The sequence below is a fragment of the Olleya sp. HaHaR_3_96 genome (assembly GCF_019278545.1).
Classification (GTDB): Bacteria; Bacteroidota; Bacteroidia; order Flavobacteriales; family Flavobacteriaceae; genus Olleya.
The window spans coordinates 3,929,007-3,944,247 of sequence record NZ_CP058987.1 but is presented as its reverse complement, the minus strand read 5'-3'; the positions used below and the strand labels follow the sequence as shown (position 1 = coordinate 3,944,247).

The following is a 15,241-nucleotide window of genomic DNA, read 5'->3' as shown; positions in this document are numbered from 1 at the left end:
TTAAAATTTGTATAAAATACTTGTTGAAATTCTGTTTGATAAGCTTTTAAATTCACTTATAGTTTTTGCTTTTTGGATGTTTAAATCATAATCAAGCCTAAGATTTAAGTGATTTGATGGTTGGTAATTATAATTTATGTTCCAGTTTATAGATTTATATGCCTTAAGCGATGTTAGTCTTCCATTAAAAATGATGTTTATAGGATCATCTTGGTTTTCTTTTATGTATTCGTCTATACCGTTATAAGGTGGACGGCTTAAATATTGCGCAACAGGAACGGAAATAGTACTTTGTACCAATTGATTTGTTGTTAATTTCTGAGAAATCGAGGCATCTAGAGATAAACCATGGGTAGATATATAGCTAAACGCATCTTGATCATACCAATCCATATATAATATATCCAATTTATACGTTCCACCAATATAGACATTAGTAGTGCTATTGTTAGTAGATAGGTTTTTTAAATAAGTAGCACCAATACTTCCTTTGTAATAAGAAGTTTCTAGTCTGTTTTTACGTCCGGATTTTAAAATACCATCACCATATTTAATGTCAAATTTTAAGATGTTTCGTGAATGACGCTCATATAGAATTCTATAAAATAATGCTGTTCCTTGTTGGTTAAGAGGTGATAAATTAGTGTCATTTAATCGGTCTAAGCTGACTCCAATACCTAAACCTAAATACGTCTGTGACGGAGGTTTTTCTTGTTGAGCAAAGGCACTTGTTTTAAAAATAAAAATTAAAAAGAGTGTGAATACATTGACTTTCATTACTAATCATGTTTAAAATTGATATAGCAATAGTAATGTCAATCAGTGTTTTAAGAGTCCGGGAAAGTTAAAAGTGAATTAATTAGGACTTTTTTTTCATTAGTTTAAATTGATTGGGAGTGTAACCTGTTTTTTTCTTGAATTCACTATAAAATGTAGATTTTGATTTAAACCCAGCTTCCAAACCAATGGCTACAAGACTATATTTGTTAAAGTCTGGATTTAATAACATCCATTTGATATCTTCTATCCGATAGTCATTAATTAATGTAGTAAAATTTGAATTGATAGATGCACTTATTAGTTGCGACAGGTAACCGGGACTCATATTTAGCTTATCTGCAACAATATCTCTACTCAAATCGGGGTTTCGGTATAGTTTTTCTTGAACGATTAACTCTAAAAAGTTTTCAAAATGTTCGTTTTTTATAGAGAATTCTTTGTTTACCGTCGTTTGTTCAGTTTCTTTTTTCGGAATGATTTGCTCATTTTTACTTTGTAATAAGCCCTTTATTTCAGATTTTTCTTGTGATAGTTTTAACTGAATCAGTCCCCTGAAAATCAGCCAATACACAAAAAATGAAACGCCAAACCAAACAGGGTAGGTGATATCATCATTGGTATATGGCAGACTATTTTTTGGTAGAAACGAATCTAATACCCATATTAATAAAAGTATAACATTAAAAAACCATATGTTTTTTAACCATTTTTTTTCGTTATAACTAATCGTGCTAGATTGAATAATAAAATAGGAAAGAATACATAAAACAATATTAAAAAGGATGGCGAAATAATAACCGACATCATAGATAAAGCGATATTCATCTTGAATTACTTGCCAATAAATTAATTTGTATTCATGATGTAAAATAATGAGATTAAATAAAATCAAAAAAATTATAAAAGGAATAATAAGAAATATTAATTTTTTGCTGTTACTAAATTTATTCCCAGCCGATTTTAAAAAATAGACAAATAGTGGTATATAGAATAATAATAACCATGGAATATCATCTATAAGGTAACTAATAACGTTGTTCTGTTTATGAAATCCTTTAGCTCTAACCAGTTCTGTAATGCCAATATATGCTAGTAAAAAGACGTTATACGCTAGGTATTTGTTAGCTTTTACTCTAAAAGGTTTTTGAGTTAGGATTACTATGGAAAAAAAAAGGCCTTGAGTTAAACTAACCAAAACTAAAATTTCGAAAATATTTAATGTCATTAATAGCGGATATAATAGTTTTTTAAAATAATGTGATGACTATTTATTCTAGGAGGTGTAATGGTTAAAATAGTAGTGGGTATGTTTTGTTTAACAATCCGGTTGGTTAGTTCTTTAGTGTTTCTATAATTTTATTCAAAGCTGTTTTTGCTTCTTTCATTATAGGAAGCAAAGGCCAAATATGAGGCATGTTTTGTCCTTCAATTAGTTCAAGATTTATTTTAGAATCTATACATTTTTGAACAGCTAATTTTTGGTCTGGATAAGTAATATCATGCTTTGCTGAAAATATAATAGTATGTGGGAATTTTTCAAAACTTCCGTATAGTGGTGAAATCATTGAGTCTTTTAAATCGTTATTTCCGACGCACATTTGTTTTGCACTTAAAACCCCTTTTTTTGAAATCATGGGATCAATAGCATCTATTTTTTCAATTTCAGGATTAGACATACTTCCATCCATAACAGGGGAAATAAGAATTATTTTCTTGGGTAATTCTATGTTTTTTTTAATCAATCTTTGGATTAAACTAGTGGCCAGTGTTCCTCCTGCAGAGTCCGCAACTATAAAGATCTGATTGGATTGATAGTGTTCTAATGCTATTTTATATATTGCATCTATATTTCTTGATATGTCTACTATTTTATTTTCCGGAGCTTTGGGATAATCGCACATCCAAATTTTATAATTTGTTTGTTTAGCGATTTTTTTTACAGCATCCCAATGATGTTGAGCTGGACCAGAAATAAAAGCGCCACCATGAATAAATAGTACCAATTTGTTAACGTTGTTGCCTAAACCAACTTCAGTTATTAGGGAGTCTGAAATTTTAAAACTTCGTTTTATGTTTTGTTTGAAAAATGTTCCTTTTGGATGATGAACATCATTTTTTCTGATTTTTTTGAAATCTATAGGATCGTTACTAAACTCTTTTTTTAAACCTTTTAGGTGAATCACAAATAAAGTAATATAGTAGGTTAGGCTTTGTTTCATTATTGTGTTTTTTTTACTTTTTTCATGACTTAGATAGTAGGCAGTTTTGTTGTTCCAAAGATTGTTTTAACTCTATTTATCTATTTAGGATACTGGTGTTTGTTGTCGCTGTCAAAGTGTTAATTTTGTTTAACTTATCTCATTTTGGTGGTATACATTATAATAACGGCGAAGTGAAGTTAGTTGAAAAATAGAAGAATAACAAACCGTAATAATAATCTAGCATAAGCTTTAAATTATTAAAAAGGAGAAGAGTTGCTCTGATTTATAAGTTTTTATGGAAAAAAAATGATTGCAATTAAAACTGCGTGTTACCATGTAGTAACATATTATTACTAGAATGAAAGCGGTTAAAACTGTGTCTATGATATCGGATGCTGTCTTAAGTAGCGTCTAAACCTGTCGTTTTTTAATTTCAGAATCAAAGGAAGCACTGTTTTTTACAATCTAAAGGCTATAATAGGACTAAAATATAGTTTGTAGTATTGTTGGTTGAAGCTAATTTATAATGAATTTGAGCGTAAACAGTCAAAATATAACAGGATGTAATACTGGTGGTCTGTTAATTTAAAAGAGACTATTCTTTACCTCTAAACCATCTAAATTCGTTGGTTCTTATAACGTAGCCAAATCGTATCATGCTTCGCGATTTTTGATAATTTAGTAAACCTTCTGATTGTCCTAAAAACCACTCTAACATTAAATATTGGTTCGAAATATTATTACTAAAGGGGTTATAATAAACCCGTGTTCGTATAGAGCCTTTACCGTCTAAATTCAATCCTTTTCTTAATCTAAGATCAAATATTAATTTGTCTGGTTTAAAGGTATGCGATACCTTAATTTGACCGATACCTACATAGTCTAGAAGATCAGGATTTCCTTCTTTGTAACTGTAAGGTAACCAAGCTTTAAAGCTGGCAATCGTATTTTTGGAGAGGTTTGTGGTGTATTCTAAACTTAAGCGGTTCCAGCTTCTAGAATAAATACTGTCTCTTCCATTAGATTCGTGCTCCAAAGAAAGTGTCGCTACACCTTTTAAACGTTCTTCTTTATCATAAATGAACTTTCCCACAGCTAAAGACGGGTTAAAATTGATATCCTTAAACGGAAAGGATTCTTCATATATATTCCAAAACGATTTTTGGGTGTAAGTTAAATAGATATAAGTGTCCCATGGTAATCGGCTTCTGGTTAGGGTTTGCTTGAAACTGATTTGATATTTGGCATCCGCAGTTGTACTATTAATATCTTTATTAGTCGGTATACCTGAAATAAAATAATTGTCTTTATGGATTGAAAAATAGGGCATTTTAGCTAACGAATCCTGTAACTCTTGTTTGGTGTAAGCTTGTGAGTAAGCCTCATTTGAAAATAACAGCACAAGGAAAAGACCTATAATAGCAGCTTTTGACATAGAATACTTAATATAATACATATAGTGTTATTTTATTTGGTAATTGAACAACCTATAAAGTGTTGAATGAATAATTACAATTATTGACTTAGTAATTGCTTAATGCTTTTTGATCACCCTATAAATACTGTGGTTACTATACAAGGAGTAATTGGGTAGACCTTCATTTTAATTGTTACTGATTGTGAAATAAATCTAATAGATAAAAAGAAATAGATAGGACGTTATTTGTCCAAGTATTATAAACAAAAAAACTTACAGCTCAAAAAAAAGCATTCAATCCAACTGTAGATTAGTCAATTAAAATTTCTAAAATTTTAATAGCGGCTTCACTAATTTTTGTTCCAGGACCAAAAACTGCAACAGCACCAGCATCAAATAAATATTGGTAATCTTGTTTCGGGATAACACCACCAACAACAACCATAATATCTTCACGACCGTATTTTTTTAGCTCTTCAATTACTTGTGGAACTAGGGTTTTGTGTCCTGCAGCTAATGAAGAAACACCTAAAATATGCACATCATTTTCAACCGCTTGTTTGGCAGCTTCATGCGGTGTTTGAAATAGGGGCCCAATATCCACGTCAAAACCAACATCGGCATAACCTGTAGCGACTACTTTGGCACCGCGATCGTGACCGTCTTGTCCCATTTTAGCAATCATAATACGTGGTCTACGCCCATCTTGTTCTGCAAATTGATCCGCTAGTTGTTTTGCTTTTGCAAAAGATTTGTCATCTTTAATTTCTTTACTATACACGCCAGAAAAGGATTTAATTTGTGCTTTATAACGTCCAAAAACAGCTTCTAATGCATCACTAATTTCTCCTAGTGTTGCTCTTTCTTTGGCAGCGACTACTGCTAAAGCTAATAAATTGTCTTCACCTGTTTTAGCAGCTTCCGTTAAATTAGCTAAAGCTTGATTTACTTTAACTGTATTTCTTTCAGCTTTAATTTTTTCTAAACCTTCAATTTGCTGTAAACGTACCGTTTGATTATCCACTTCTAAGGTTGAAATAGCATCTTCTTCATCTAAAACATATTTGTTAACGCCAACAATGATGTCTTGACCAGAATCTATACGTGCTTGTTTTCTAGCCGCAGCTTCTTCGATACGTAATTTGGGGATACCAGCTTCAATAGCTTTAGTCATTCCTCCAAGTTCTTCAACCTCTTCAATTAAAGACCATGCTTTTTCTGTAATATCTTGCGTTAGTTTTTCGACATAATAACTACCTGCCCAAGGGTCAACCGTTTTAGTGATATTGGTTTCTTCTTGTAAATATATTTGAGTATTTCTAGCAATTCGAGCAGAAAAATCTGTTGGTAAAGCAATAGCTTCATCTAATGCATTAGTGTGTAGACTTTGTGTACCTCCAAAAGCAGCAGCAGTAGCTTCAATAGTTGTACGGGCCACATTATTAAACGGGTCTTGTTCCGTTAGACTCCATCCGCTAGTTTGGCAATGTGTACGTAAGGCTAAACTTTTAGTGTTTTTAGGATTAAACTGGCTAACCAACTTGGCCCATAACATACGTGCAGCACGCATTTTGGCAATTTCCATAAAATGATTCATCCCAATAGCCCAGAAAAAGGATAATCTAGGAGCAAAAGTATCAATGTCCATGCCAGCAGCCAAGCCTTTACGGATATATTCTAATCCATCGGCTAGTGTGTAGGCCAACTCAATATCACAAGTAGCTCCGGCTTCTTGCATGTGGTAACCAGAGATACTAATACTATTAAATTTAGGCATATTCTTGCTGGTGTATTCAAAAATATCCGAAATAATTTTCATTGATGGTGTAGGAGGGTAGATGTAGGTATTACGCACCATAAACTCCTTTAAAATATCGTTTTGTATTGTTCCTGCTAATAATTCAGGTTTAACACCTTGTTCTTCTGCAGCCACAATATAAAATGCCATAATTGGTAATACAGCACCATTCATGGTCATGGAAACTGACATTTTATCTAATGGGATTTGGTCGAATAAGACTTTCATATCTTCAACCGAGTCTATGGCTACACCCGCTTTTCCAACATCACCAACCACACGTTCGTGATCAGAATCATAACCTCTATGTGTTGCTAAATCAAAAGCAACAGATAGTCCTTTTTGCCCAGCTTCTAGATTACGTCTATAAAACGCATTACTTTCTTCAGCAGTACTAAAACCTGCATATTGCCTAATTGTCCAAGGTCTTCTAACATACATCGTCGAATAAGGACCTCGAAGATTTGGAGCTAACCCAGCTACAAAATCAAGATGCTCGACTTGTTTTAAATCGGCTTTGGTGTATACTGATTTGACAGTAATATCTTCCGCAGTTAAAAAAGAGGTGATAGGCTGTTGCTTATCACTACTAGTTGCAGATTTTAAGGTTATATGTTGAAGGTCTTTTCTAGCCATTAGTCGTGATTGTGTCCTGTGTGATCAACTTCTTTAGTTGGCGCTTTTTCCTGAATAGGAGTCGCTGTAGGCTTTTTATTAAAGTCTATAGGTTGTGCTTTAGCGATGTTTGCACTTAAGTCTAAGTTAGTAAAATCTACAGTATTAAGTTTTGAATAGTATAAATCTAAAGCGACAAAGGTTGCTAAATAGGTGTCTCTAGCATATGAAGTACTGCTTCTTAAAGGTGCTGCAAACAATTCTGAGCGCATACTATTAGTTGTTATTAACGAGTTTAAACTTTGTTTAAGACCTTTATCCATCATGTTTTCTAAGATACAGCTAACAACAACACTATTGTAATTTAAGTGGTTACCATCCCATAGTTCTGTTTTTGATTTTAAGACGTCAAAAACAGCCTTGGTATGCGGTGTTACTGTTTTTTCAAGCTCTGTTCTATTAGAGACAACATTACTGATATATGCTCTGTAAGCTCTTAATTTATTTTGACCTTTCTGGTCATACTTATTTAAAATATCACTTTCAAAAGCGTACAAAGCTTCTTTTAGTAAATCATCATAACCTGATTTACAAGCTACAGCATTAGGTTGATCTGCGTATTTAAATTCTGATAATTTTGCTTCACTTTTCTTACAGCTTAAATTTACAGCCATAATGACTACTAATGCAATTTTAAAAATACGTGTGTTCATAGTTTAATAATCGTTTATTCAGTTTTTAATCGGTTTTGTTCTAATGTTTCAGCTAATCGTCTTTCTATAATTGGTTCGATTAGTGTTTTTCTTGGATTCATTTTCAAAAAAGGAAACAACTCAAGATTGTGTTTCATTTTATCCTCAGCATTGGGATGTTTATTAGTTCCTAAAAGTGTGATGTTTCCACTATCAAATTGTGCTTGTTCTTTAGTCGCACTTTCTTTTAATTTTTTCTGAATTTGACCGTCTTTCAATTGTGCAATAAAGCCACCATTGGCTTCAATATCTTTGAATAAAGTTAATGCTTTTTCTGCTAATTGAGCGGTTAAAGTTTCAATATAATAGCTTCCGTCCGAAGCATTATTAACTTCATCAAAATAACTTTCCTTTTTTAAAATTAACAATTGGTTACGTGCTATGCGTTCTCCAAACTCATTATCCTTGTGGTAAAGTGCGTCATAAGGTAAGTTAAAAACAGTATTTGCTCCACCAAGTATAGCACTCATGCACTCTGTAGTAGTACGTAGCATGTTGGTGTTATAATCGTAAATAGTTTTATTACGTTTTGTTGGTATTGCGTTTATTTTTAATTGCGCTTTACAATTATATTCGGGCGCTAAAGTATTATATAAGACGCGAAACGCTCTGAGTTTTGCTATTTCGAAAAAGTAGTTAGTACTTACAGAAACATTAAAATGAATCGTTTGTATTTCTGCTTTAGCAAAGTCAGCAGCATTAAAATAGTCGTTTAAATGCGACAGACCGTATGCTAATTGCTGTACCATTGTAGCTCCAGCATTTTGATACGTAGTGGTATCAATTGTAATTTGGTTAGTTGTAATTAATCTATTTTCTGAAGATTCAAACCAATTACCTGTTTTTGCTAAGTGTCCAATGGGATCGTGTATTATTTGTGCTTTCGCAGAAATTTTGGCCAGGTTATTAATAAACTGTTCGGCGGAAAAAAGAAGTTCTAGTTGAATACTAGCAGTTTCTAGATCAATGTTTTCTAAAGTCTCTTCAATTGAAATAGTGTTACTAGGAATAATAAATTTTATGGTTTCAGCACCTCTTTCAATAGCATTCAAGGCTTTTTTGTTGGACGCTTTTTCGTTTTGAACAAAAATGATTTGCCCGATAGCCCAATGTTGTGGTTGGATAGTAAAGGTTTCTGTCATTTCATCTTGATGATAAAATGGACGTACGTCAATCCCTTCGTTAGTTTTCCAGACAAGGGTATTGTTATAATCAGCACCTTTTAAATCGACTTGGATTTTTTGTTTCCAAGCTTTAGAAGATACTTTTTCAAATGCGGAAAAAAGTGGATTACTCATTGTTTTTGGTCTTTAAGCTGTCTTCGTATTCGATGATATAAATATCTTCGTTTTCCTTTTTCATATAGTATTTCTCTCTCGCAAAAGTTTCTAGACCATCAGTACTGGTCAGCTTTTTAATTGCTTTTTTATCCTTTACGATTTCCTTTCTATAATACTCTTTTTCGTCCTCTAGTTTGCTTCTTTCGTGATTAACTTCAATATGACTTTGTAATGAGTTGGTGTCAAAAAAAACCATCCAAACGCCAAACCCGATTAGGATAATTATATATATGTTTTTGTACCACTTCATTGCCTTATATTATTGTAGTTTCTCGTTAATAATAGTCTTTACAATATCTACAGCAACGGTGTTGTATTTATTGTTTGGAATAATAATATCTGCATATTCCATCATTGGTTGTATAAACTGTTGATGCATTGGTTTTAGTGTATTTTGGTAACGTGCTAAAACTTCGTCTATATCTCTACCACGCTCTGTAATATCACGTTTTAATCTTCTAATTAAACGCTCGTCACTATCAGCATGAACAAATATTTTAATATCAAACATTTCTCTAAGTTCAGGATGTGTCAATATTAAAATACCTTCCACTATCATCACTTTTCTTGGCTTTGTCTTTATAGTATCCCCAGTTCTGTTGTGTTTTACAAAAGAATATACCGGTTGTTCTATAGCTTGTCCTGCTTTTAATTCCTTAAGATGTTGCTCTAAAAGTTCAAAATCTATAGATCTAGGGTGGTCAAAATTAATTTTAATTCTTTCGTCGTAAGACAGGTGGCTCGTATCTTTATAATACGAATCCTGAGAAATTATACCAACCTCTCCTTCTGGCAACTGGGTTAAAATTTGATTAACAACCGTTGTTTTACCACAACCAGTACCTCCTGCAATTCCTATTATCAGCATATTTTTTTATTAAATTCAATAGGCAAATTTAATAAAATCTTTAGGATGAATGTTACTGAAATATGGGGAATTATAAATTACTTTGCATTCAGAATTCAGAATTTAATAATTAAAGTGACTTTTTTTGAAATTTTATTAAAATAATAGTTGTGGTTTAAAGAAAAGGTGTATATTTGCACCTCCAAAAAACAAATAGTTTAGCGGAATTGATAATCAATTCGGGGTGTAGCGTAGCCCGGTTATCGCGCCACGTTTGGGACGTGGAGGCCGCAGGTTCGAATCCTGCCACCCCGACAAAAAAAGCTTCAGTTTTACTGAGGCTTTTTTTTATTGTCTTTTTTGTGGTTTTTTACCGCTTTTTTGCCGATAAATTAATTATTGATGTAAACCGTCTTTATGTTTACAAACTCTAGTATTCCTTCTTTAGATAATTCTCTACCATAACCAGAAGCTTTTGTTCCGCCAAACGGCAATCTTGGGTCAGATTTAACCATATCATTAATAAATAAAGCACCATCAGGAATGTCGCTTATCTCGTTATAAATAGCTTTAATGTTCTCTGTAAAAATCATAGTCCCTAGTCCAAATCTTGAATTTTTGGCCAACTCTAACGCCTCTTTTTTGTCCTTCGCTTTAATTACTGCCGCTACTGGTCCAAATGTTTCTTCATCAAAAAGAGGCATATCAGGTTTTACATTTGTAATAATAGTCGGTTGGTAAAAAGCACCGTCTCTAGAATTACCATAATGTACAGTCGCTCCTTTTTCAATAGATTTTGAGACTTGAGTTTCTAATTCTTTAGCTAAATCTTCTCTAGCCATAACGCTAATATAAGTGTCTGTATCTTCAGGATTACCAATTTTTAAATCTTTTACTTTTTGAGTGAATTGTTCTAAAAACGAATCGTAAATTTTTTCTGTGACAATAAAACGCTTTGCAGCGATACAACTTTGACCGTTATTTTGCATTCTAGCGGTAACCATTGTATCTAAATATTTGTCCAAATTAGCGTCGTCTAATACAACGCAAGCATTATTTCCGCCTAGCTCTAATACTGTCTTTTTTAAGTTTTTACCAGCTAATGTCGCAATGCTTTTTCCCGCTTTTTCACTACCTGTTAAGGTAATTGCCTTTACTATATCATTACCAATAATAGCGTCCATGTCTTCATGATTAATTACCAATGTCTGAAAACAACCTTCAGGATACCCAGCGTCTAAAAATAGTTTTTGGATGGCAATAGCAGTTCCTGTACTATTTGAAGCGTGTTTCAGTAAGCCGACATTACCTGCTGTTAATGTTGGAATTGCAAATCTAAATACTTGCCAAAAAGGATAGTTCCATGGCATTACAGATAATATAGTCCCTAAAGGATCGTAACTTATAAAGCTTTCGTGAGCTTCCGTTTTGATAATTTGATCAGATAAAAATTTATCAGCATTAGCAATATAAAAATCACATAGCTTGGCGCATTTTTCAATTTCAGCAATACTCTGACTTATTGGTTTACCCATTTCGCGAGTCATGAGTTGTCCAAATTCTTCTTTTTTATCTTCTAGAATATTCGCTACATTTTTTAATAATTTTGTGCGATGCTTGATATCTGTTGTTTTCCAATTATTAAACGCTTTTTGAGCGTGCTCCAGGATTGTATTAATATCTGATGTCGTGTGATACTTATAGTGGTCAAGGGACTGTCCTGAATAAGGGTTTTTAGTATGGATTGCGTGTTTCATTTTTTTTAGTTTTGTTTTGTTAAAATTATGGATTATCCATAGTATATGCTTTTATTAATTCTCATTTAACATATATTTATCAATTAATTTACATTTTATTTAAGAATAATTAAATGAATGATTTATAACTTTGTGTCAGTAGGGACGAATAACTATCTACTTTAAAATGCAGTTATTTATTAATAATTTAAAAAAGAAAAAGAAGATGAGTAAGAACACAAATACAGCATTAGGACTTTTATTAGGAGGCGCAATTGGAGCAACATTAGGAATTTTATTTGCACCTGACAAAGGAAGTAGTACAAGAAAAAAATTAAAAGAAGAGGCTATCGCCACTAAAGATAAAATTGCTAACGAGGCAATACATTTAAAAGATCAAGTGTCAAGTACATTAACCTCTCAAAAACATACGTTAGATACGCAATTGGAAAGTATTGTGTCTAGTGCAAGTTACAAGGCAGACGATGTCATTACCTCTTTAGAAAGTAAATTAAAAGATTTAAAAGCTAAGAATAAAAAATTGCAGAAATAGTATGACTGTTTTTGAATCTATACAAGACTCTTCAAATCAGGCTATCGATAAAGGAGAAGATTATTTAAAGAAATCCCACGAGTACTACAAGCTTAAGGTTTTTCAGCAACTAACAACATCTGTTAGTTTAGTACTGAAAGCCCTTTTAATTGGTGGATTGGTGCTCATAGGATTTGTTTTTATTGCAGTGGGTAGTGCTATTGCTATAGGAAGTATGTTGGATAGTTTTTCTTTAGGCTTTTTAATAGTCGGTCTAGTTTTTATGTTGTTCTCTGTTGTTATTTATTTTAACAGAAAGCAAATTAATAGTAAAGTTATCCAATCAATTTCTAAAACCTTTTTTGATTAATATGGCACAATTTAAGACGGAAGCAGACATAGAAAGAGCATTGAAAAAACTGAGTTTAGAAAAACAAATTGCTTGGGAAGAATTAAAAGGAATTAAGGGCGATTTTAAAGAAGCGATTCAACCACCACAATGGTTACAGACAGGGTATCGGATGTTTTCTAAATTTGGAATGATGATGTTATTAAAAAAGATAATTAAGTGAGGTAATAACACAGCCTAAAAATATATGATACAATCAAATTCTCTTGTAACCGACGATGGTTATTAGAGAATTTGTTTTGGTTTACACCGTTTTTTAAGAAAGACAGATCAGTTATATTTTGCAGTTTTAAGTAGACTTCTTAATTAGTTCTTAATAATTAACCCGGTATGTTAATGTCCGTTAAACTCTTTGTAATAGCATGTTAAAGCTTTTTTTTGAATGTTGTTTGGTTTTTATCTTTGTGTAAAATTATAGACTATTACTTATGCGTTGGACCATCTTTTTTATCATGTTAGCCTTTATATCAGCTATTCTTGGCTTCGGTCATATTATTGGTAGTTTGGCTTTTGCAGCAAAGATTTGTTGCTTTATTTTTCTGAGTTTATTTGTTGGTAAACTTTATAAAACAATCTCAGAATGTTAACAGGTTAGTGTTTTTATAATCTTCATAAAAATGGAGTCTCTAGTTTTTTAATTTCGGCTTGACCTGTGATTTTATTTTTTTTGAATCTAATTTAATTCAGCTAGAATTTTAACTCACTGTATTTTGGATAAGTAGATCTTAAAAATTATGATATAAGAAGTCCTTATGGTTTAATAATAACTTTTAATGAGTCTAGTGTAAGTTTCCTTATAAAAATTCTACTTTTGTAGAAGATAAAACGAATTTAATATGTCAGAGACAATAGAAAAAGTAAAATGCTTAATAATAGGTTCTGGACCTGCAGGTTATACTGCAGCGATTTATGCCGCTAGAGCTAATATGAAACCTGTTTTATATCAAGGTACTCAACCAGGTGGACAGTTAACAACGACTAACGAAGTTGAAAATTTTCCTGGATATCCTGATGGAATTACAGGTCCAGCTATGATGATGGAATTGCAAAAGCAGGCAGAACGTTTTGAAACAGATGTTAGAAACGGTTGGATTACTAAAGTTGATTTTTCAGGAGATGTCCATAAAGTTTGGGTTAATGAAGAGAAAGAAATTCATTGCGACACCATAATCATATCTACCGGAGCTAGTGCAAAATATTTAGGTTTAGAGTCTGAACAGAAATATTTGAAATTAGGAGGCGGTGTTTCTGCATGTGCTGTTTGTGATGGTTTTTTCTATAGAAATCAAGAAGTCGTAATTGTTGGAGCAGGAGATAGTGCTTGTGAAGAAGCACATTACTTATCAAAACTGTGTACCAAAGTAACGATGTTGGTAAGACGTGATGAGTTTAGAGCTTCTAAAATCATGTCAGAACGTGTTAAAAACACTAAAAACATCGAAATCTTATTCAATACAGAAACTGAAGAAGTTATTGGAGATGGTCAGGTTGTAACAGGTGTTAAAGTACTTAATAACAAAACGAATGACTCACATTTAATACCTGCAACAGGATTTTTTGTAGCTATTGGACATAAGCCAAATACAGATATCTTTAAAGGGTTTTTAGATTTAGATGAAACGGGGTATATTATTAATGCTAAACCAGGAACATCTAAAACGAATATAGATGGTGTTTTTGTAAGTGGAGATGCTGCAGATCATGTGTACAGACAAGCTATTACAGCTGCAGGTACAGGTTGTATGGCTGCTTTAGATGCAGAACGTTACTTAGCAGCTAAAGATTCTAGTTTTGAAGTAAGTACTTCTAATTATAATTAGAGCTTAAACTTTTTAAAATAAAAAAAACCGAAGCATTTGCTTCGGTTTTTTTATGTCTTTATATTCCTTTAATCCTTCTTTTTTAAGATAGCATTACCTTCAAAATGTTCAATAGTTATTTTAGAACTTCCATAGATTTCAAGTATTGAGGTTCCTGATGCATTAATGACTAAGTTGTCACTTGCTGCAATACTAGCTTCAGCTCTGTTCTCTGCAGTAACGGTAGCATTTTTTGTCGTTAGATTTTCGCCATTAAATTCTGAAGAATTATCAGCATTTAATATTAAGTTTTCAGTATCACCTTCAATTTTAGCATCAGCGCTTTCTAATAGATCGACTACTATTTTAGAGGCATTTATCAAAGCTTCTACTTTACTACTGTTGTTTAATTCTAAAGTTGCAGCTTTTGCAGTGATGTTAAGTTCAGCTTTAGCTTTATCGTTATTTATTAATTTAAACAAATTACTTTCTATAGTTAAATAGGCTTTAGCGTTTCCAGAAGTGGTAAGTGTTAAGTCTTTGAAATCTAAACTGCTTGTCGAGTTGATCTCGGCATCTTCTTTAAGCTCGATAGTATTTAATATATCACTATAATAAACAATAATTTCTAATTTTTTTTCTTGAAGTCTACCTGTTGTTTTTAAAGTTAAGGTACTATCTTGAGAAATAATTTTAATGTATTCATGTAAATTATCATCAGTCATTATAGACACTTTAGTGGAATCTGCTTTGACTAATCTTACTTCAAATTCTTCATTTAAAACCAAACGCTGAAAAGCATTTATGCCAGTCGTTTTTGTTGTTAAGACACGACTTCCTTTTACTTTTTGCTTTTTTTGAGCAAATGTAATAGTAGTCATTAAAATAAAAAGTAGAGGGAGTAATTGTTTTGTCATTATTAATATAATATATGTTACGCACAAAGATAAGCAAAAACCATCCCAAACTTTTTTTAAAGCTTGAAATGGCTGGTTTTTTGATTGATTATTTTTGA

General features: G+C 32.1%; 15 protein-coding genes and 1 tRNA gene. 5 read left to right on the top strand and 11 right to left on the bottom strand.

The window, feature by feature from the left end; translation table 11 throughout:
* The 9 genes from H0I26_RS17395 to udk form a co-directional block, all read right to left on the bottom strand.
* A complete protein-coding gene (locus tag H0I26_RS17395) occupies positions 1–777 on the bottom strand; it encodes a hypothetical protein (protein WP_218700180.1) in 777 nt (258 codons plus the stop codon).
* A gap of 82 nt (positions 778–859) precedes the next feature.
* On the bottom strand, positions 860–2,005 hold the full coding sequence (locus tag H0I26_RS17390) for a helix-turn-helix domain-containing protein (RefSeq protein WP_218700179.1): 1,146 nt from the start codon (positions 2,003–2,005) through the stop codon (positions 860–862).
* Between the two features lie 106 nt (positions 2,006–2,111).
* Positions 2,112–2,999 carry an alpha/beta hydrolase gene (locus tag H0I26_RS17385; protein WP_218700178.1) on the bottom strand — a complete coding sequence of 296 codons (888 nt, stop codon included), beginning with the start codon at positions 2,997–2,999 and terminating at the stop codon, positions 2,112–2,114.
* Positions 3,000–3,576: 577 nt separating this feature from the next.
* Complete coding sequence (locus H0I26_RS17380) at positions 3,577–4,437, bottom strand: phospholipase A (protein WP_232735089.1); 861 nt, start codon at positions 4,435–4,437, stop codon at positions 3,577–3,579.
* Between the two features lie 271 nt (positions 4,438–4,708).
* Positions 4,709–6,832: a methylmalonyl-CoA mutase gene (scpA, locus tag H0I26_RS17375; RefSeq protein WP_101019830.1), complete on the bottom strand. Its 2,124-nt coding sequence runs from the start codon at positions 6,830–6,832 to the stop codon at positions 4,709–4,711.
* Positions 6,832–7,524: a hypothetical protein gene (locus H0I26_RS17370; RefSeq protein ID WP_218700177.1), complete on the bottom strand. Its 693-nt coding sequence runs from the start codon at positions 7,522–7,524 to the stop codon at positions 6,832–6,834. Before H0I26_RS17370 ends, scpA begins: the two co-directional genes overlap by 1 nt.
* 14 nt (positions 7,525–7,538) lie before the next feature.
* The gene (locus tag H0I26_RS17365) at positions 7,539–8,861 is read right to left on the bottom strand and encodes a methylmalonyl-CoA mutase subunit beta (protein WP_218700176.1); all 1,323 of its coding nucleotides are present in this window, start codon (positions 8,859–8,861) and stop codon (positions 7,539–7,541) included.
* Positions 8,854–9,153 carry an FtsB family cell division protein gene (locus H0I26_RS17360; RefSeq protein WP_101019823.1) on the bottom strand — a complete coding sequence of 100 codons (300 nt, stop codon included), beginning with the start codon at positions 9,151–9,153 and terminating at the stop codon, positions 8,854–8,856. The genes H0I26_RS17365 and H0I26_RS17360 overlap by 8 nt, the downstream gene beginning before the upstream one ends.
* A gap of 9 nt (positions 9,154–9,162) precedes the next feature.
* The gene (udk, locus tag H0I26_RS17355) at positions 9,163–9,771 is read right to left on the bottom strand and encodes a uridine kinase (RefSeq protein WP_101019820.1); all 609 of its coding nucleotides are present in this window, start codon (positions 9,769–9,771) and stop codon (positions 9,163–9,165) included.
* Between the two features lie 219 nt (positions 9,772–9,990).
* Between udk and H0I26_RS17350 the strand changes: the two genes are divergently transcribed.
* Positions 9,991–10,065, top strand: a tRNA-Pro gene (locus H0I26_RS17350).
* 77 nt (positions 10,066–10,142) lie between these two features.
* On the opposite strand, the gene H0I26_RS17345 is transcribed toward H0I26_RS17350, so the two are convergent.
* Positions 10,143–11,507: an NAD-dependent succinate-semialdehyde dehydrogenase gene (locus H0I26_RS17345; protein ID WP_218700175.1), complete on the bottom strand. Its 1,365-nt coding sequence runs from the start codon at positions 11,505–11,507 to the stop codon at positions 10,143–10,145.
* A 205-nt stretch (positions 11,508–11,712) separates the two neighbouring features.
* Between H0I26_RS17345 and H0I26_RS17340 the strand changes: the two genes are divergently transcribed.
* From H0I26_RS17340 to trxB, 4 genes are all read left to right on the top strand, one after another.
* Positions 11,713–12,039, top strand: a complete 327-nt coding sequence (locus H0I26_RS17340) for a YtxH domain-containing protein (protein ID WP_101021028.1) — start codon at positions 11,713–11,715, stop codon at positions 12,037–12,039.
* Between the two features lies 1 nt (position 12,040).
* Positions 12,041–12,388, top strand: a complete 348-nt coding sequence (locus H0I26_RS17335; RefSeq protein WP_101019816.1) for a hypothetical protein — start codon at positions 12,041–12,043, stop codon at positions 12,386–12,388.
* Position 12,389: 1 nt separating this feature from the next.
* Positions 12,390–12,590, top strand: a complete 201-nt coding sequence (locus H0I26_RS17330; RefSeq protein WP_101019814.1) for a hypothetical protein — start codon at positions 12,390–12,392, stop codon at positions 12,588–12,590.
* 673 nt (positions 12,591–13,263) lie between these two features.
* Complete coding sequence (gene trxB / locus H0I26_RS17320) at positions 13,264–14,247, top strand: thioredoxin-disulfide reductase (RefSeq protein ID WP_101019809.1); 984 nt, start codon at positions 13,264–13,266, stop codon at positions 14,245–14,247.
* Positions 14,248–14,315: 68 nt separating this feature from the next.
* Here trxB and H0I26_RS17315 read toward each other — a convergent pair whose 3' ends face one another.
* A complete protein-coding gene (locus H0I26_RS17315) occupies positions 14,316–15,143 on the bottom strand; it encodes a GIN domain-containing protein (protein WP_218700173.1) in 828 nt (275 codons plus the stop codon).
* Positions 15,144–15,241: the final 98 nt, after the last annotated feature.